This window comes from Paraburkholderia sacchari, assembly GCF_000785435.2.
In the GTDB taxonomy this organism is placed as follows: Bacteria; Pseudomonadota; Gammaproteobacteria; order Burkholderiales; family Burkholderiaceae; genus Paraburkholderia; species Paraburkholderia sacchari.
The window spans coordinates 340,255-357,746 of sequence record NZ_JTDB02000008.1; the positions used below are offsets into that span (position 1 = coordinate 340,255).

Annotated in this window: 15 protein-coding genes; 13 read left to right on the forward strand and 2 right to left on the reverse strand. The window is 63.7% G+C overall.

All coding sequences use genetic code 11. The annotated features are described in order from the left end of the window. Window positions 1-19: 19 nt before the first annotated feature. Both NH14_RS25765 and map read right to left on the reverse strand, forming a co-directional pair. On the reverse strand, window positions 20-2,599 hold the full coding sequence (locus NH14_RS25765; protein WP_035531867.1) for a [protein-PII] uridylyltransferase: 2,580 nt from the start codon (window positions 2,597-2,599) through the stop codon (window positions 20-22). 146 nt (window positions 2,600-2,745) lie between these two features. Further along, the gene (gene map, locus NH14_RS25770) at window positions 2,746-3,567 is read right to left on the reverse strand and encodes a type I methionyl aminopeptidase (protein WP_035531864.1); all 822 of its coding nucleotides are present in this window, start codon (window positions 3,565-3,567) and stop codon (window positions 2,746-2,748) included. A gap of 415 nt (window positions 3,568-3,982) precedes the next feature. Here map and rpsB point away from each other — a divergent pair, with 415 nt between their 5' ends. From rpsB to lpxA, 13 genes are all read left to right on the forward strand, one after another. Continuing rightward, window positions 3,983-4,738: a 30S ribosomal protein S2 gene (rpsB, locus tag NH14_RS25775; protein WP_035531861.1), complete on the forward strand. Its 756-nt coding sequence runs from the start codon at window positions 3,983-3,985 to the stop codon at window positions 4,736-4,738. A gap of 210 nt (window positions 4,739-4,948) precedes the next feature. Then, a complete protein-coding gene (tsf, locus tag NH14_RS25780) occupies window positions 4,949-5,830 on the forward strand; it encodes a translation elongation factor Ts (RefSeq protein WP_035531859.1) in 882 nt (293 codons plus the stop codon). A gap of 263 nt (window positions 5,831-6,093) precedes the next feature. After that, a complete protein-coding gene (pyrH, locus tag NH14_RS25785; protein ID WP_035531856.1) occupies window positions 6,094-6,810 on the forward strand; it encodes a UMP kinase in 717 nt (238 codons plus the stop codon). A 93-nt stretch (window positions 6,811-6,903) separates the two neighbouring features. Beyond that, window positions 6,904-7,464 carry a ribosome recycling factor gene (gene frr / locus NH14_RS25790; protein WP_028211416.1) on the forward strand — a complete coding sequence of 187 codons (561 nt, stop codon included), beginning with the start codon at window positions 6,904-6,906 and terminating at the stop codon, window positions 7,462-7,464. Window positions 7,465-7,537: 73 nt separating this feature from the next. Continuing rightward, on the forward strand, window positions 7,538-8,320 hold the full coding sequence (gene uppS / locus NH14_RS25795) for a polyprenyl diphosphate synthase (RefSeq protein ID WP_035531852.1): 783 nt from the start codon (window positions 7,538-7,540) through the stop codon (window positions 8,318-8,320). Then, complete coding sequence (locus NH14_RS25800) at window positions 8,314-9,123, forward strand: phosphatidate cytidylyltransferase (RefSeq protein ID WP_035531850.1); 810 nt, start codon at window positions 8,314-8,316, stop codon at window positions 9,121-9,123. Before uppS ends, NH14_RS25800 begins: the two co-directional genes overlap by 7 nt. A 26-nt stretch (window positions 9,124-9,149) precedes the next feature. Next, complete coding sequence (locus tag NH14_RS25805; protein WP_035531847.1) at window positions 9,150-10,331, forward strand: 1-deoxy-D-xylulose-5-phosphate reductoisomerase; 1,182 nt, start codon at window positions 9,150-9,152, stop codon at window positions 10,329-10,331. A gap of 133 nt (window positions 10,332-10,464) precedes the next feature. Continuing rightward, window positions 10,465-11,895, forward strand: a complete 1,431-nt coding sequence (gene rseP / locus NH14_RS25810) for an RIP metalloprotease RseP (protein ID WP_035531844.1) — start codon at window positions 10,465-10,467, stop codon at window positions 11,893-11,895. 67 nt (window positions 11,896-11,962) lie between these two features. Then, window positions 11,963-14,272 (forward strand): outer membrane protein assembly factor BamA, encoded by a 2,310-nt coding sequence (gene bamA, locus NH14_RS25815; protein ID WP_035531839.1) that lies wholly within the window; start codon window positions 11,963-11,965, stop codon window positions 14,270-14,272. 44 nt (window positions 14,273-14,316) lie between these two features. Next, the gene (locus tag NH14_RS25820) at window positions 14,317-14,859 is read left to right on the forward strand and encodes an OmpH/Skp family outer membrane protein (protein WP_152617265.1); all 543 of its coding nucleotides are present in this window, start codon (window positions 14,317-14,319) and stop codon (window positions 14,857-14,859) included. A gap of 18 nt (window positions 14,860-14,877) precedes the next feature. Continuing rightward, on the forward strand, window positions 14,878-15,951 hold the full coding sequence (gene lpxD / locus NH14_RS25825) for a UDP-3-O-(3-hydroxymyristoyl)glucosamine N-acyltransferase (protein WP_035531834.1): 1,074 nt from the start codon (window positions 14,878-14,880) through the stop codon (window positions 15,949-15,951). A 247-nt stretch (window positions 15,952-16,198) separates the two neighbouring features. Continuing rightward, window positions 16,199-16,663 carry a 3-hydroxyacyl-ACP dehydratase FabZ gene (gene fabZ / locus NH14_RS25830; RefSeq protein WP_035531832.1) on the forward strand — a complete coding sequence of 155 codons (465 nt, stop codon included), beginning with the start codon at window positions 16,199-16,201 and terminating at the stop codon, window positions 16,661-16,663. A gap of 39 nt (window positions 16,664-16,702) precedes the next feature. Beyond that, on the forward strand, window positions 16,703-17,491 hold the full coding sequence (gene lpxA / locus NH14_RS25835) for an acyl-ACP--UDP-N-acetylglucosamine O-acyltransferase (RefSeq protein ID WP_035531829.1): 789 nt from the start codon (window positions 16,703-16,705) through the stop codon (window positions 17,489-17,491). The last annotated feature ends 1 nt before the right edge of the window (window position 17,492 follow it).

The following is a 17,492-nucleotide window of genomic DNA, read 5'->3' on the forward strand; positions in this document are numbered from 1 at the left end:
ACGTCTTTCGATGTGGCTTTCACACTGCTATCGCGCGCAGCAGTTCGGTTTCGACGCGGATCTGCTGACGGTTGTCGGACAGACCCGACCCGTCGAGCAGAAACACGTCCTCCACGCGCTCGCCGAGCGTATTGATCCGCGCCGCCTGGACGCCGATGCGGTGCTCGGCCAGCACGCGCGCGATGGAATAAAGAAGGCCCAGCCGGTCGTTCGCCGACACGGACAGGATGTAATACTGGTCGCGCTCGTCGGCCCGCAGGTCGACGCGCGGCGTGACCGGGAAGGTGCGCGACAGGCGCGAGAGCCGCCCCTTCGACGGCTCAGGCAGCGGATTGTCCGACGCCGCGAGGCGCTGGGCGAGCTCCTGCTCGACCAGATTCGCGATATCGCGGTATTGCACGTCGCCTTCGGGGTGGGCGACGATGAAGTTGTCGAGCGCGTAGCCGTGGCGCGTCGTGCTCACGCGCGCATCGAGCACGGACAGGCCGCTGCGGTCGAAGTAGGCGCACATGGTGGCGAACAGGTCCGGCCGGTCCTTCGCATAGACGAGCACTTGCAGCGCTTCGCCCACGGGCGAGGGCCGTGCACGCACGACGGGTGAGGGCGTTTCGACGTAGCGGTAGAGCACCCGCGTTTGCCACGCGATGTCGGCGGCGTCGTGGCGCAGGAAATAGCCCACGTCGAGCTTGTCCCACAGCGCTCGGTGCGCGTTTTCCGGCACGGTTTCGAGGCGCAGCAGCGCGAGCGCCAGTTCCTGGCGGGTCTTGAGCTCCGAGTGCGCATCGGGCTGGGCGCCGCCGAGCACGGCGAGCGTCGAGCGGTAGAGATCCTCGAGCAGCTTGCCCTTCCAGTTGTTCCAGACCTTCGGGCTGGTGCCGCGGATATCGGCCACGGTCAGCAGATAGAGGGCCGACAGCCGCCGCTTGGAGCCCACCAGATCGGCAAAACGCTTCACCACTTCGGGATCGCTCGTGTCCTGCTTCTGGGCGACCTGGCTCATGGTCAGGTGCTGCTGCACGAGCCAGACGATCAGGTCGGAGTCTTCGCTGGCGATGCCATGCTCGCGGCAGAAGCGCCGCGCGTCGGCCATGCCGAGCTGCGAATGATCGCCGCCGCGCCCCTTGGCGATGTCGTGAAAGAGCGCCGCCACGTAAAGCACCCAGGGCCGCTCGAAATCGGCGATCAACTGGCTGCAGAACGGGTATTCGTGCACGTGCTCGGCCACGGCGAAGCGCCGGATATTGCGCAGCACCATCAGGATGTGCTGATCGACCGTGTAGACGTGATAGAGGTCGTGCTGCATCTGCCCGACGATGCGCCGGAAATTCAGCAGATAGCGCCCCAGCACGCTCGTCTGGTTCATCAGCCGGATGGCATGGGTGATGCCTGCGGGCTCCTTCATGATCGCCATGAAGAGGCGGCGGTTTTCAGGGTCGCGGCGCCAGTGCTGGTCCATCTTTTCGCGCGCGTTGTACAGCGCGCGCAAGGTGCGCGCCGAGAGACCCTTTACGCCCGGCACCTGTTCGTAAAGCAGGAAGGCTTCGAGGATCGCGTGCGGCTCGCGCTCGAACACGTCGTCGCTCACGATTTCGATCATGCCCTGCTTTTCGACGAAATGATCCGAGAGCGTTCGCGTGATGCCGCTCGTGCTCGGGAAGAGCTGCGCCTCGATGTTCTGGATCAGGATGGTCGCAAGCTGCGTGACCGCCTTGGCCGCCCAGTAGTAGCGGCGCATGAGCTGCTCGCTCGCGCGCCGCGCCCCGCTGTCCGAGTAGCCGAAGCTTTCGGCCACGCTCGTCTGCAGGTCGAACACGAGGATGTCCTGGCGGCGGCCGGCAATCACATGCAGGCGCGCCCGCAGGGTTTTCAGGAACGCCTCGTTGCGGCGCAGCTCGCGCGCTTCGCGCTCCGTGATGAGGCCGCGCTGATCGAGTTCTTTCCAGCTGCTGCCAAATGCGGCGGCTTCGGTGACCCAGAGGATCAGTTGCAGGTCGCGCAAGCCGCCGGGGCTTTCCTTGACGTTCGGCTCCAGCGCATAGGGCGTGTCCTGGAAGCGCGCATGGCGCTGGCGCATTTCCAGCACTTTGGCCTGGAAGAACGCGCGCGGGTCCATGGCGTCGCGGTAGCGCTGGACGAAATCGCCGAATAGCGTCGGGCTGCCCGTGATGCGGCGCGCTTCTAGCAGCGATGTGCGCACCGTCACGTCGCCGGCGGCTTCGTCGAGGCACTGCGAGACGCTGCGCACGCTGCTGCCGATTTCGAGGCCGAGGTCCCACGCGAGGCCGATGAAGTGTTCGAGGCGGGATTCGAGCGGCGCGAGCGCTTCATCGTCGGGCAGCAGCACGAGAATGTCGACGTCGGAGTACGGCGCGAGTTCGCCCCGTCCGAAGCCGCCCACGGCCACGAGCGCGAGCGAGGCCGGCAACTCGCACAGGCTCCAGGCGCGGCGCAGGGTGTCGTCGGTGGCGCGGGCAAGCGCGCGCATCAGGGAGTCGACATTGGATGCGCTCCTGAACCGTTCGAGCAACTGGGCCTTGGCGGCTTTGTAGTCGGACTTCAGCGAAGACGTATCGGGTGCGGCGACGGCGGGAACGCTCATGGGCTTCGGTGCAGTTGGCGCGAGTTGGAGGGGGCCCGGCGCCCGGGCGCGGACTGCCGGGCGGCGGACCGTGCGGGCGCGGGGCGATGCCGGTTGGAGCCTGGAGTCGCGCTAGCCGCCGCGCGCGCCTTGCAATCGGGCGACAGTCAGGCGGCCGAACCTGCCATCTGCGCAACGATGGCCGGCTTGGCCGGCGTGCCGGCCGAAACCGTCAGCACTTCATAGCCCGTCTCGGTCACGAGCACAGTGTGCTCCCATTGCGCTGAGAGGCTGCGGTCCTTGGTCTTGACGGTCCACTGGTCCGGCATGGTGCGGATTTCGCGGCGCCCGGCGTTGATCATCGGTTCGATGGTGAAGATCATGCCCGGCAGCAGCTCTACACCCGTGCCGGCGCGGCCGTAGTGGAGCACCTGCGGCTCGTCGTGGAACACCGTGCCGATGCCGTGGCCGCAATATTCGCGTACGACGCTGTAGCCCTGTGCTTCGGCGTAGCGCTGGATGGCGTGGCCGATGTCGCCCAGATGGCCGCCCGGGCGCACCTGATCGATCCCGAGCCACATGCATTCGTACGTCGTCTGCACGAGGCGCTTCGCGAGAATCGACCCCTCGCCGACAATGAACATGCGGCTCGTGTCGCCGAAATAGCCGTTCTTGATCACGGTGATGTCCATATTGAGCGTGTCGCCGTTCTTCAGCGCCTTGTCGCCCGGAATCCCGTGACAAATCACGTCGTTCACCGAGGTGCAGATGGCCTTCGGGTAGGGCGGATAGCCGGGCGGCTGATAGTTAAGCGGCGCCGGAACCGTACCCTGCACATTGATCATGTATTCGTGGCAGAGCCGGTCGAGCTCGCCCGTCGTCACACCCGCCACGACGAACGGCGTTATGTAGTCGAGCACCTCGCTCGCCAGCCGGCAGGCGACGCGCATCTGCGCGATGTCGTGTTCGTTCTTGATCGAAATGGCCATGGTGTGCGCCCGAAAATGCAGTCGAATATTAAATTATCGCACCTTATCCGCAGGGTCGCAGGCTTTTGAGGGGGGAGGCGCACGCACGGGGCGGCAGCATAGGCGCGCCGGCGGACTTCTTCCGAGGGTAATAGCTGGCTTGAGTGCGGTCAGCATTACGTGCTATAATCTTCGGCTAAGTCGCTCCCTCTACCTTCCGATTGGCGGGTTTAGGAGTCGATTATGCCCGATGCCGCTGCGGGCAAAAAATTAACGGCGGCAAAGTAGTTGCAGTGAGGCAGTACCCACGTGAAATCGCGAGCCGACGCACCCAGGGTGTCGGGCGCGCCAGTCCTCAAAAGAGCTTTGAAAAAAGCGGGGCGGCGCACCGATACGGCAGCCGGCTTAAGAACCAACCCTAGCGGAGAATTGAAACATGGCAGTTACCATGCGCCAAATGCTGGAAGCAGGTGTCCACTTCGGTCACCAGACGCGCTTCTGGAACCCGAAGATGGCCCCCTTCATTTTCGGTCATCGCAACAAGATTCACATCATCAACCTCGAAAAGACGCTGCCGATGTACAACGACGCACTGAAGTACGTGCGTCAGCTGGCATCGAACCGTGGCACGATCCTGTTCGTCGGCACGAAGCGTCAATCGCGCGACACCATCGCCGACGAGGCAGCGCGCGCTGGCATGCCGTTCGTGAACGCGCGCTGGCTCGGCGGCATGCTGACCAACTTCAAGACGCTGAAGGTTTCGATCAAGCGCCTGAAGGACATGGAAGCAGCCGTGGAAGCCGGTGAGCTCGAGAAGATGAGCAAGAAGGAAGCGCTCCTGTTCGAGCGCGAAATCGCCAAGCTGCAAAAGTCGATCGGCGGCGTGAAGGACATGGGCGGCATTCCTGACGCAATTTTCGTGGTCGACGTCGGTTACCACAAGATTGCCGTGACGGAAGCCAACAAGCTGGGCATCCCCGTCATCGCCGTGGTCGACACGAACCACTCGCCGGAAGGCATCGACTACGTGATCCCGGGCAACGACGACGCCAGCAAGGCTGTCGCGCTCTACACGCAAGGCGTGGCTGACGCGATCCTCGAAGGCCGTGCCAGCGCGGTCAACGAAGTGGTTGCAGCCGTGCGCGGCAACGAAGGCGACGACGAGTTCGTCGAGGTCAATCCGGAGGCGTAAGCCGCCCCGTGTCCGGCAAGAAAAGGGGGCTTCCATAGGCCCCTTTTTTTTAAGCCGTGGCGTTCGATGCCGCGTCATACGGGCGGCACCGTAGTCCTGTAGAAGCAGCTGTAAAAAAGCGTTTCAGCACGGTATTTACGGAAACGAATTCCTGCTGGCCGCATCGAATCATGCGGCTGGCGCGTACCAGACAGATTCAAGGAGCGAATGATGGCGGCAATTACCGCAAGCATGGTGGCAGAACTGCGCGCGAAGACCGACGCGCCGATGATGGAATGCAAGAAGGCGCTGACGGAAGCCGACGGCGACCTCGCGCGTGCTGAAGAACTGCTGCGCGTGAAGCTCGGCAACAAGGCAAGCAAGGCAGCCTCGCGCGTTACGGCAGAAGGCGTGATCTCGTCGTTCATCGGTGCCAACGCTGGCGCCGTGGTCGAACTGAACTGCGAAACCGACTTCGTTGCGAAGAACGACGACTTCCTCGCGTTCGCGAAGCAGATCGCCGAACTCGTCGCTGCGCAGAACCCGGCTGACGTCGCTGCTCTCTCGGCGCTGCCGCTGGATGGCTCGACGGTGGACGCAGTGCGCCTCGCGCTGGTCGGCAAGATCGGCGAAAACCTCTCGATCCGCCGTTTCGCGCGCTTCGAAACCGCCAACAAGCTGGCTGCGTACCTGCACGGCACGCGCATCGGCGTGCTGGTCGAGTACACGGGCGCCGACGAGCAAGTGGGCAAGGACGTTGCAATGCACATCGCCGCAATGAAGCCGGTCTCGCTGTCGTCGGACGACGTGCCTGCCGACCTGATCGCCAAGGAGCGCAGCATCGCCGAGCAGAAGGCTGCCGAATCGGGCAAGCCGGCTGAGATCGTTGCGAAGATGGTCGAAGGTTCGGTCCAGAAGTACCTGAAGGAAGTGTCGCTGCTGAACCAGCCGTTCGTGAAGAACGACAAGCAGACGATCGAGCAGATGCTCAAGGCTGCTGGCACGACGGTGCAGAAGTTCGCCCTCTTCGTGGTGGGCGAAGGCATCGAGAAGCGCCAGGACGACTTCGCCGCCGAAGTGGCCGCGCAAGTCGCTGCTGCAAAGCAGCAATAAAGGCCGCGCAAGCCTTCAGGCTTCAAGCCGTACCGCAGTAAGAGCATCAAGCAGTACCGTAGCAAGCCGCGGCGGAGGAATCTGCCGCGGTGGGCAGCATAGCGACGCCCGATGTAGCGGCGCCTTGCGCGGTGGACACCTGCCGCGTCCCGTGGCGCAAATCTTCGCTATTCTGGCGGCGCTTGCCCCTAGCCGTATTTCACCCCTACAGTTTCAAGTTATTGCCCTGTTAGTGCCTTTTGCGCGCGATCCTGGATACCCCCATGCCCACACCCGCCTATAAACGCGTCCTGCTCAAACTTTCCGGCGAAGCCCTGATGGGCGACGATGCCTTCGGCATCAACCGCGCCACGATCGAACGAATGGTGGCGGACGTGGCCGAGGTGGTGCGGCTCGGCACCCAGCTCGCAGTCGTGATCGGCGGCGGCAACATTTTCCGCGGCGTGGCGGGCGGCGCGGCCGGCATGGACCGCGCGACGGCCGACTATATGGGCATGCTCGCCACCATGATGAACGCGCTCGCGCTGCAGGACGCCATGCGCCACGCGGGCATCGAGGCGCGCGTGCAGTCGGCGCTGCGCATGGACCAGGTGGTCGAGCCGTATATTCGCCCGCGGGCGATTCGCCAGCTCGAAGAGGGCAAGGTTGTGATCTTCGCGGCCGGCACGGGCAACCCGTTCTTCACCACCGACACCGCCGCTGCGCTGCGCGGCGCGGAAGTGGGCGCGGAAGTCGTGCTCAAGGCCACCAAGGTCGACGGCGTCTATTCGGCGGACCCGAAAAAGGATCCTTCGGCCACGCGCTACTCGACGATCAGCTTCGACGAGGCAATCGGCCGCAATCTGCAGGTGATGGACGCGACGGCGTTCGCGCTGTGCCGCGACCAGAAGCTGCCCATCCGGGTTTTTTCCATCGTCAAGCCGGGCGCGCTCAAGCGCATCATTCAAGGCGAAGACGAAGGCACGCTCGTCCACGTGTAAACTCTCGTCTCGAACGGGAAACGAACATGGGCCGCGCCGCCCTTCGAGCGCGCTGGCGGGCCCATTCCGTAATGAAGGTTCGGAGGTATCAAAATGGCTGTGGCTGACATCAAGAAGGGCGCTGAGCAAAAAATGCAGCGCTCGATCGAAGCGTTCAAGAGCGATCTGGCGAAAATCCGTACGGGCCGCGCCCATACCGGTTTGCTCGATCACATCCAGGTCGATTACTACGGCTCGCCCGTGCCCATCTCGCAAGTCGCGAACCTTACGCTCGTGGATGCGCGCACGATCGGCGTGCAGCCGTGGGAAAAGAAAATGGTGCAGGTCATCGAAAAGGCGATCCGCGAGTCGGATCTCGGCCTGAACCCGGCCACGCACGGCGATCTGATCCGCGTGCCGATGCCCGCACTGACCGAAGAGCGCCGCAAGGAGCTCACCAAGATTGTCAAGAACGAAGGCGAAACGGCGAAGGTGGCTGTGCGCAACCTGCGCCGCGACGCCAACGAGCAACTCAAGAAGCTCGTGAAGGACAAGGAAATCTCGGAAGACGACGAGCGCCGTGGCGGCGACGACGTCCAGAAGCTGACGGACCGCTTCGTAGCCGAGATCGACAAGCTCGTCCAGACCAAGGAAGCGGAGATCATGACGGTCTGAGGCCGCCAGGCTCTCAGCTCCGCCAGGGTTCTCTCGCCCTTTTGTCCGTATCCGCAGTTTTAGCCTGACGGCCATGACCTATACCAGCTCAACCGTTCGCGTGCCCGACGTGGCGGCCGTGCCGCGCCACATCGCGATCATCATGGACGGCAATGGCCGTTGGGCAACTCAACGCCGTTTGCCGCGCGTCGCCGGCCATACGCGCGGCGTCGACGCCGTGCGTTCGGTCGTCGAAGCCTGCGTCCAAAATGGCGTCGAATATCTCACCCTGTTCGCGTTCAGTTCGGAGAACTGGCGGCGTCCGACCGACGAAGTGTCGTTCCTGATGCGCCTGTTCGTCACCGCGCTCGAACGCGAAGTGGCGCGCCTCCACGCGAACGGCATTCGTCTGCGCGTGGTCGGCGACCTGTCGATGTTCAACGAGCGCATCCAGGACCTGATTCGCCGCGCGGAAACCAAGACTGCGCGAAACACGCGGCTCACGCTGACGATCGCCGCGAACTACGGCGGCCGCTGGGACATCATGCAGGCGACCCGCAAGCTGGTCGAGGCTGCCGCCGCGGCCGGCGAGCCGGTGCCCGTCACCGAGGACACCCTTGGCCAGTATCTGGCCATGAGCTACGCGCCCGAGCCTGATCTCTTCATTCGCACCGGTGGAGAGCAGCGTGTGAGCAATTTCTTGCTCTGGCAACTTGCGTACGCAGAATTCTATTTCACCGACACGTTCTGGCCGGACTTCAACGCCGATGCGCTCAATCGCGCGATCGGCTCCTACGCCGAACGTGAGCGCCGCTTTGGCCGCACGAGCGCCCAGCTCGAAAACCAATCCCAGAACGCCGACTCGCTTTCATGCTAAAAACCCGTGTCATCACGGCGCTCGTCCTGCTGGCCATCCTCCTGCCGGTCACGCTGTTCGCGCCGGTTGCCTGGTTTGGCGTGCTGATCGGCGTCGTGGTGTTGTTCGCCGCGTGGGAGTGGGCGCGCCTGCTCAAGGCCGGCAATATAGGCTCGATCGCCTATGCGGCGATAGCCGTGCTGGCCGTCATCGCAAGCCTGCGGCTCGAGTCGGCTCATCCGCTCTATCAGGCCGCCGGCATCTTCTGGCTCATCGCCGGCCCTTACGTGCTCGTGCGCAAGCCCACGCTCGGCGCCGGCATCTGGCGCGCCTTTCTACTCGCAGCCGGGCTCGTGATTTTCAGCGCCTGCTGGCACGCGCTGGTCGCGGCGCGCACGGTGGGTGTCGCATTCGTGCTTTCGCTGCTGCTGATCGTCTGGCTCGCCGATATCGGCGCATACTTTGCGGGTAAGACGTTCGGAAAGCATAAGCTCGCGCCCTCGATCAGCCCGGGCAAGACCTGGGAAGGCGCCGTGGGCGGCTGGGTGGCCGTGATGGCGGTGTCGGGCGCTGCGCTCGCGCTGCACGCGTTCGAGCCGACCCTGTATTCGGCGCTGGCGACCCGCCTCGGCCTCGGCCGGGCGCTCTTCGTGCTTACCGTGCTGGTCGCGTTCAGCGTGATCGGCGATCTGTTCGAGTCGATGACGAAACGCCAGGCGGGCGTGAAAGATTCGAGCGGCCTCCTGCCAGGCCACGGCGGCGTGCTCGATCGCATCGACGCGCTGTTGCCGGTCCTGCCGCTTGCCATGCTGCTGCTCGGTTAGCAACGCTCGGTTAGAGACTAATGGAAATGCAAAAACGACTCACCTTGCTCGGATCCACGGGCTCGATCGGAGACAGCACGCTCGACGTGGTTGCGCGTCATCCGCAACACTTCTCCGTCTACGCGCTCACCGCGCACCGCAACGGCGACAAGCTCGTCGAACAATGTCTGCGCTTCGCGCCCGAAGTGGCCGTGGTCGGCGATGCCGATACTGCCGCGGCGGTCGAGCGCAAACTGCGCGCGGCGGGCTCGAAGACCGTCGTGGCGTATGGGCCGCAGGCGCTCGTCGATGTCGCGAAGAGCGATGGATGCGACACCGTGGTTGCCGCCATCGTCGGCGCGGCGGGCCTCGTGCCAACACTTGCAGCGGCACAGGCCGGCAAGCGCATCCTGCTCGCAAACAAGGAAGCGCTCGTGATGTCGGGCGACATCTTCATGAATGCGGCACGCGATAACGGCGCGGTGCTGTTGCCGGTGGACAGCGAGCACAATGCCGTGTTCCAGTGTCTGCCTGCCGAAGGTACGCAGCATGGCGGCGTGACGAAGATCATTCTGACCGCTTCGGGCGGCCCGTTCCGAACGCGCGAGCCGGCCACGCTCGTCGCCGTGACGCCGGAGGAGGCCTGCAAGCACCCGAACTGGTCCATGGGCCGCAAGATTTCGGTCGATTCGGCCACGATGATGAACAAGGGCCTCGAAGTCATCGAGGCGCATTACCTGTTCGATCTGCCGGGCGAGCGCATTGACGTGCTGATCCACCCGCAGAGCGTGATTCACTCGATGGTCTCGTACGCGGATGGCTCGGTGCTCGCTCAACTGGGCAACCCGGACATGCGCACGCCGATCGCGCACGCACTCGCGTTCCCGGATCGTGTGGATTCGGGCGTTGCGCAACTCGACCTCGCGCAGGTGGCCACGCTCAATTTCGAGAAGCCGGACTACACGCGTTTCCCGTGTCTTGCGCTGGCAATGAAGGCGCTGGCCGAGGGCGGCGTGGCGAGCGCCACGCTCAACGCAGCCAACGAAATTGCGGTGGAGGCGTTCCTCAACCGCCGGATCGGTTTCATGGCGATCGCGCAGACGGTCGACGCCGTGCTCAACGCGCTGGACAATCGCAGCGCCACGAGTCTCGACGTGGTGCTCGAAGCCGACGCAGCCGCGCGCCGCGCGGCGCTCAAGATCATCGACAGCCTGCCGGTGCAGGCCTGAAGCCTCGCTCGGGGCCGCTCCCGGGCTGCGCTCATGCCGCCCGCGGGGGCGTGAGGGCCTGCTTGCAGGCCCATCGGCCCGCCAACGAGGTTGGACCCGCACTGGCGCGCTGCTTCCAGCAGAGGAGGCACATATGAATCTGCTCACCGAACTGGTGTCTTTTGTCGTGGCGATCGGCGTACTCGTCGTCGTGCACGAATATGGGCACTACAGCGTCGCGCGCTTGTGCGGCGTCAAGGTTCTGCGGTTTTCGATCGGCTTCGGCAAGCCGCTCGTGCAATGGGTCAGCAAGAAGAGCGGCACCGAGTGGACGATCTCGGCGTTGCCGCTTGGCGGCTACGTCAAGATGCTCGACGAGCGCGAGTTGCAGGACCAGCAGGGCTCCATTTCCGCCGAAGACTTGCCGCACGCTTTCAACCGGCAATCGGTCGGCAAGCGCATTGCCATAGTCGCTGCCGGGCCGGTGGCCAATTTCATTCTTGCCATCGCTCTCTTCGCAGCGGTGTTCGCGAGCGGCGTGACCGAGCCGACCGCCATCGTGGCCGTGCCGCCTGCGCAGTCGGCTGCCGCGCAGGCTGGCTTCCAGGGCGGCGAGACCATTCTCGCCGTGAGCGACGCGAACGGCAGCGACACGGAGCCCGTGCGGTCGTGGGCCGATCTGCGCTGGAAGCTGCTGTCCGAGGCTTTCGATCAAAACAGCGTGGTGCTCTCCGCGCGTGACGGCGGCGGCACCTACGACTTTCCCCTCGATCTCTCGCACCTCACCAGCAAAGATCTCGACGACGACTTCATGTCGAAGCTCGGCCTCGAGGCCGGCGGCGCCAAACTGACGATCGCGGGCGTGGAGGCGGGCAGCGCCGCGCAGCAAGCGGGGCTGGAAAAAGGCGATCGCCTCGTTGCGATCGATGGCCGTCCCGTTGACAGCGCAAGCACTTTCATCGGCTATGTGAAGGCCCACGCGGGCAAGCCCGTGCACCTGCGCATCGTGCGTGGCGATCCGCAAAACACGGCGCAAAACATCGCGCAGGGCGGTGCGTCCGGACAGGGTCAGACGTTGACGCTCACGATCACGCCCGCGGCACAGCGTGACGGTGAAACAGGTGAGGAAGTCGGGCGCATCGGCGCGGCGCTCGCGGCTCAGGCGCCCACCGTGGACGTCCGCTACGGGCCGATCGAGAGCGTTCGGCTGGGTGCGTTCCGCACGTGGGACATCGCGATCTATTCGCTGCGTATGTTCGGCCGCATGCTCACCGGCGAGGCGTCTCTGAAAAATCTGTCCGGCCCGGTGACGATTGCTGACTATGCGGGCAAGAGCGCAAGACTCGGTCCGTCCGCCTTCCTGTCGTTCCTCGCCCTTGTCAGCATTAGCCTCGGCGTACTCAACCTGCTCCCAATTCCAGTATTGGACGGGGGGCATCTGTTATATTATGCGGTTGAAGCCGTAACGGGCAAAGCCGTCTCGGACCGCTGGCAGCTCGTGCTGCAGCGCGCGGGACTTGCCTGCATCGTCGCGCTGTCGGCGATCGCGTTGTTCAACGATCTGGCTCGGTTAATCCATTTTTAAAGATGTCTGGCGGCGTCCGAGGGCGGGCCGCCTGATCTGATGCAGCTATACACACTGGGGAAGCACGTTGTTTAGACCTCATCGCTTGGTTCCAAAAACGGTTGCGGCTGCGGCGATTGCCGCGCATGGCCTGGTCGCTCACGCGGCCACAACGCCTTTCGTGGTACAGGACATCCGCATCGAAGGACTGCAACGCGTCGAGCCGGGCACGGTGTTCGCGTACTTGCCCATCAAGCAGGGCGATACGTTCACCGACGACAAGGCATCCGATGCCATTCGCGCATTGTATGCAACGGGCTTCTTCAATGACGTGCGCATCGGCACCGAAGGCGGTGTCGTCGTCGTGCAGGTGCAGGAGCGGCCGGCCATCGGCACGATCGACTTCTCGGGCATCAAGGAGTTCGACAAGGACAACCTCACGAAGGCACTGCGCGCAGTCGGCCTCTCGCAGGGCCGCTATTACGACAAGGCGCTCGTCGACAAGGCCGAGCAGGAACTCAAGCGTCAGTACCTCACGCGCGGCTTCTACGCTGCGGAGGTTACGACCACGGTCACGCCGATCGACCGCAACCGCGTCGGCCTGCTGTTCTCGGTGGTCGAAGGCCCGAGCGCGAAGATCCGGCAGATCAATTTCATCGGCAACAAGGCGTATAGCAGCGGCACACTGCTCTCGGAGATGCAACTCTCCACGCCGAACTGGTTCTCTTGGTACACGAAGAACGACCTGTACTCGAAGGAAAAGCTCACGGGCGACCTCGAGAACGTGCGCTCGTACTACCTGAATCATGGCTACCTCGAATTCAACATCGACTCGACGCAGGTGTCGATTTCGCCCGACAAGAAGGACATGTACCTGACGGTCGGGATTCACGAAGGCGAACCCTACAAGATTTCGGGCATTCACCTGGCCGGCAATCTGCTCGACCGCGAGGCCGAGCTCAACAAGCTCGTCAAGATCAAGCCGGGCGACCGCTTCTCGGCCGAGAAACTGCAGGCTACGACCAAGTCCATCGTCGACAAGCTCGGCGAATACGGCTACGCATTCGCAACTGTCAATGCGCTGCCGCAGATCAATCAGGCCGATCACACGGTCGACCTCACGCTGCAGATCGACCCGAGCCGCCGCGTGTACGTGCGCCGCATCAACGTGATCGGCAACACGCGTACGCGCGACGAAGTCGTGCGCCGCGAAATGCGTCAGCTCGAAAGCTCGTGGTTCGATTCGAGCCGCCTCGCGCTCTCGAAGGACCGTATCAACCGTCTCGGCTACTTCACCGATGTCGACGTGACCACGGTGCCGGTGGAAGGCACGCCCGACCAGGTCGACGTGAACGTGAAGGTGGCCGAAAAGCCGACCGGCGCGATCACGCTGGGCGCGGGCTTCTCGTCCACGGACAAGGTGGTGCTGTCGGCCGGCGTCTCGCAGGACAACGTGTTCGGCTCGGGCACGAGCCTCTCGGTGAACATCAATACCGCGAAGACGTATCGCACGCTGGCTGTCACGCAGGTGGACCCGTACTTCACGGTGGACGGCATCAAGCGCATTACCGACGTCTACTACCGCACGTACCAGCCGCTGTACTACTCGACCGATTCGAGCTTCAAGATCATCACGACGGGCGCCGACCTGAAGTTCGGCATTCCGTTCTCGGAAGTGGACACGGTCTTCTTCGGCATCGGTTTCGAGCAGGACACGCTCGACACCGACGCGTACACGCCGCAGAGCTACATCGATTACGTGAAAAACTTCGGCCGCGTGTCGAACAACGTTCCGTTCACGATCGGCTGGTCGCGCGATGCGCGTGACAGCGCGCTGATTCCGAGCCGCGGCTACTTTACGCAGGCGAATTTCGAATGGGGCATGCCCATCGGTTCGACGCCTTACGTCAAGACCGACGTGCAGGCGCAGTACTATTACTCGTTCGCACGCGGCTTCGTGCTGGGCATGAACTTCCAGGCCGGCTACGGCAAGGGCCTCGACGGCAAGCCGTACCCGATCTTCAAGAACTACTACGCGGGCGGTATCGGATCGGTGCGTGGCTATGAGCCGAGCTCGCTGGGCCCGCGCGACGCCAAGACCAACGACCCGATCGGCGGTTCGAAGATGGTGGTCGGCAACATCGAACTCACGTTCCCGCTGCCGGGCACGGGCTACGATCGCACGCTGCGCGTCTTCACGTTCGTCGACGCCGGTAACGTATGGGGCGAGGAGGGCAACACCAGCACGGGCGCGAACGGCCTGCGCTACGCGTACGGTGTGGGTCTTGCGTGGATTTCGCCGATCGGCCCGCTCAAGCTGAGCCTTGGCTTCCCGATCGTCAAGCACCAAGGCGACCAGTACCAGAAGTTCCAGTTCCAGATTGGCACGGCCTTCTAACGAGGCACGCAGGAACAGGCATTTACAGAAACGAGAGGATAACTTTGCTAACGGGTATGTTTTCCAGACGGACGATCGGGGCCTTGACGCTGTCGCTGGCGATGCTCGCTGTTGGCACGGGCGCGGCCCATGCGCAGGAAGCGAAGATCGCGGCGGTCAACTCCGACCGCATCCTGCGCGAATCCGCCCCCGCGAAGGCCGCGCAAACCAAGCTCGAAGCCGAGTTCGCAAAGCGCGACAAGGACCTGCAGGACATGGCGCAACGCTTGAAGTCCATGTCCGACTCCCTCGACAAGAACGGGCCGGGCATGTCGCCCGGGGATCGCGCGCAGAAGCAGCGCGATCTGTCGCAGCTCGATAGCGATTTCCAGCGCAAGCAGCGCGAGTTTCGCGAAGACCTGAACCAGCGTCGCAATGAAGAGCTTGCGGCGGTCCTGGATCGCGCGAACAAGGTGATCAAGCAGATCGCCGAGCAGCAGCACTATGATTTGATCGTGCAGGAAGCGGTATACGTGAGCCCGCGCATCGACATCACCGACCAGGTCTTGAAGGCGCTTGCGTCTGGCGGCGCTGGCAGCAGCAATTAAGGCAGGAGCATCACGCGCATGGCTTTTACGCTTGAGGACATCGCCGGGCGCTTCGGCGGCGAGGTGATTGGCGATCCGACGCAACGTGTCGGCTCTCTCGCGCCGCTCGATCAGGCGGGTCCGCAACAACTGGCGTTCCTCGCCAACCCCAAGTATCTGTCGCAGGTCGAGACGACTCGCGCAGGCGCCGTCCTGATCAGCCCCGAAGATCTCGAAAAACTGGCTTCCCGCGACGGTCGTAATTTCATCGTCACGCCCAATCCGTATGCTTATTTCGCGCGCGTGGCCCAGGCATTCATCGATCTGGCCGCACCGAAGGTGCAGGCGGGCGTGCACCCGAGCGCCCATGTCGATGCCACGGCAAAGGTTGCCGCAAGTGCGGTGATCGGCCCGAACGTCACGGTGGAGGCGGGCGCCACGATCGGCGAGCACGTGCGGCTGGACGCCAACGTGTTCATTGGCCGCGGCACCCAGGTGGGCGAGAGCTCGCACTTCTATCCGGGCGTAACGGTTTATCACGGCTGCAAGATCGGCGCGCGCGCGATCGTGCATGCTGGCGCCGTGATCGGCTCGGACGGTTTTGGTTTTGCGCCCGACTTCACGGGCGAGGGCGATGCGCGCACGGGCAGCTGGGTGAAGATTCCCCAAGTGGGCGGCGTCTCGATCGGGCCCGACGTCGAGATCGGTGCGAACACGACGATCGATCGTGGCGCGATGGCCGACACGATCATCGAGGAGTGCGTCAAGATCGATAACCTCGTGCAGATCGGCCACAACTGCAAGGTAGGCGCATACACCGTGATCGCGGGTTGCGCGGGCATTGCGGGCAGCACCACGATCGGTCGCCATTGCATGATCGGCGGCGCGGTTGGCATCGCGGGCCACGTCACGCTGGGCGACTACGTTATCGTCACGGCGAAGTCGGGGGTCTCGAAGTCGTTGCCGAAGGCAGGCATCTACACGAGCGCGTTCCCGGCGGTCGATCACGCCGACTGGAACAAGAGCGCCGCGCTGCTGCGCAATATCGACAAGCTGCGCGATCGTATCAGGGCGCTCGAAGCCGCTGCCCAGAAGGCACAAGACGGCGCATAACAAGGTAAGGCAGGCTCGTGGCCTGGGCGCGAAGCGCCCAGCTGCGGGTGCGTGCCGTTCCAGGTGCCCCGGTCTGCGAGACCCGGTCTGCGAGACCCGGGGCAATCCGCATGCACGAAGTGTGGCACATGGCGCATACTGCGCCAGAAGCGCGGGCCCTGCGGTACCGCGGGGGCCGGGCTTCGGCAAGGCACTTCAGACATCGCATTCGACAGTCACACGCAATTCCAGCGTGAGCAGAAATACCATGAACATCGAAAAACTCAACTTCGACATCCACAAGATCCTCACGCTGCTTCCGCACCGCTATCCGTTCCTGATGGTGGACCGGGTCACCGAAATCGTGCCGCACAAGAGCATCAAGGCGTTGAAGAACGTGACCGTCAATGAGCCCTTTTTCCAGGGCCATTTTCCCCAGCGCCCGGTGATGCCCGGCGTGATGATTCTCGAAGCGCTGGCGCAAACCGCTGCGCTCCTCACGTTTTCGGAAGAGGAGCAGGACTTCGAGAACACGCTGTACTACTTCGTCGGCATCGACGGTGCACGCTTCAAGCGTGTGGTCGAACCGGGCGATCAGCTCGTCATGAACGTGACGTTCGAGCGCTACATGCGCGGCATCTGGAAGTTCAAGGCACAAGCCGAAGTGGAAGGGGTTGTTGCCTGCGAGGCGGAACTCATGTGCACCGTCAAGAAAATGGACGCGGCGCAGTAAAGCGCGCCAGCACGGCAACAGAATGGAGAGCCAGGACGAATGAGCAGGATCCATCCCACCGCGATCGTCGAGTCCGGCGCGCAAGTCGATGAATCGGCGGAGATCGGCCCGTATGCGGTGATCGGGGCCAATGTCGCCATCGGCGCACGCACCAAAATCGGCTCGCACAGTGTGCTGGAAGGCCATACGACGATCGGCGAAGACAACATGATCGGCCACTACGCGATCGTCGGCGGCCGTCCGCAGGACATGAAGTACAAGGGCGAGCCCACGAAGCTCGTGATCGGCAATCGCAACACCATCCGCGAGTTCACGTCGATTCATACGGGCACGGTGCAGGACACCGGCGTCACGATGGTCGGCGACGACAACTGGATCATGTCGTACGTGCACGTGGGCCACGACTGCCGGCTCGGCAACAATGTGATTATGTCGAGCAACGCGCAACTCGCGGGCCATGTGATCGTCGACGATTTCGCGATCGTCGGCGGCATGACGGGCGTGCATCAGTTCGTGCGCATCGGCGCACACTCGATGGTGGGCGGCGCATCGGCGCTCGTGCAGGACGTGCCGCCGTTCGTGGTCGCCGCGGGCAACAAGGCGGTGCCGCATGGCATCAACGTCGAAGGGCTGCGCCGCCGCGGCTTTACGCCCGATGCGATCTCGGCGCTGCGCTCGGCCTATCGTGCGCTGTACAAGAATGGCCTGTCGCTCGAAGAGGCAAAGGTGCAGATCGCCGAACTCGCGCAGGCGGGCGGCGACGGCGACGCGCACGTGAAGGCGCTGCTCGATTTCGTCGAGCAGTCGCAACGCGGCATCATTCGCTAAC

Excerpts from the sequence above, each read along its gene's own strand:
- fabZ (WP_035531832.1), top strand. The coding sequence starts at position 16,199 with ATGAACATCGAAAAACTCAACTTCGACATCCACAAGATCCTCACGCTG.
- map (WP_035531864.1), bottom strand. The coding sequence starts at position 3,567 with ATGGCCATTTCGATCAAGAACGAACACGACATCGCGCAGATGCGCGTC.
- NH14_RS25805 (WP_035531847.1), top strand. The coding sequence starts at position 9,150 with ATGCAAAAACGACTCACCTTGCTCGGATCCACGGGCTCGATCGGAGAC.
- lpxD (WP_035531834.1), top strand. The coding sequence starts at position 14,878 with ATGGCTTTTACGCTTGAGGACATCGCCGGGCGCTTCGGCGGCGAGGTG.
- uppS (WP_035531852.1), top strand. The coding sequence starts at position 7,538 with ATGACCTATACCAGCTCAACCGTTCGCGTGCCCGACGTGGCGGCCGTG.
- frr (WP_028211416.1), top strand. The coding sequence starts at position 6,904 with ATGGCTGTGGCTGACATCAAGAAGGGCGCTGAGCAAAAAATGCAGCGC.
- tsf (WP_035531859.1), top strand. The coding sequence starts at position 4,949 with ATGGCGGCAATTACCGCAAGCATGGTGGCAGAACTGCGCGCGAAGACC.
- pyrH (WP_035531856.1), top strand. The coding sequence starts at position 6,094 with ATGCCCACACCCGCCTATAAACGCGTCCTGCTCAAACTTTCCGGCGAA.
- rpsB (WP_035531861.1), top strand. The coding sequence starts at position 3,983 with ATGGCAGTTACCATGCGCCAAATGCTGGAAGCAGGTGTCCACTTCGGT.
- NH14_RS25800 (WP_035531850.1), top strand. The coding sequence starts at position 8,314 with ATGCTAAAAACCCGTGTCATCACGGCGCTCGTCCTGCTGGCCATCCTC.
- lpxA (WP_035531829.1), top strand. The coding sequence starts at position 16,703 with ATGAGCAGGATCCATCCCACCGCGATCGTCGAGTCCGGCGCGCAAGTC.
- rseP (WP_035531844.1), top strand. The coding sequence starts at position 10,465 with ATGAATCTGCTCACCGAACTGGTGTCTTTTGTCGTGGCGATCGGCGTA.
- NH14_RS25765 (WP_035531867.1), bottom strand. The coding sequence starts at position 2,599 with ATGAGCGTTCCCGCCGTCGCCGCACCCGATACGTCTTCGCTGAAGTCC.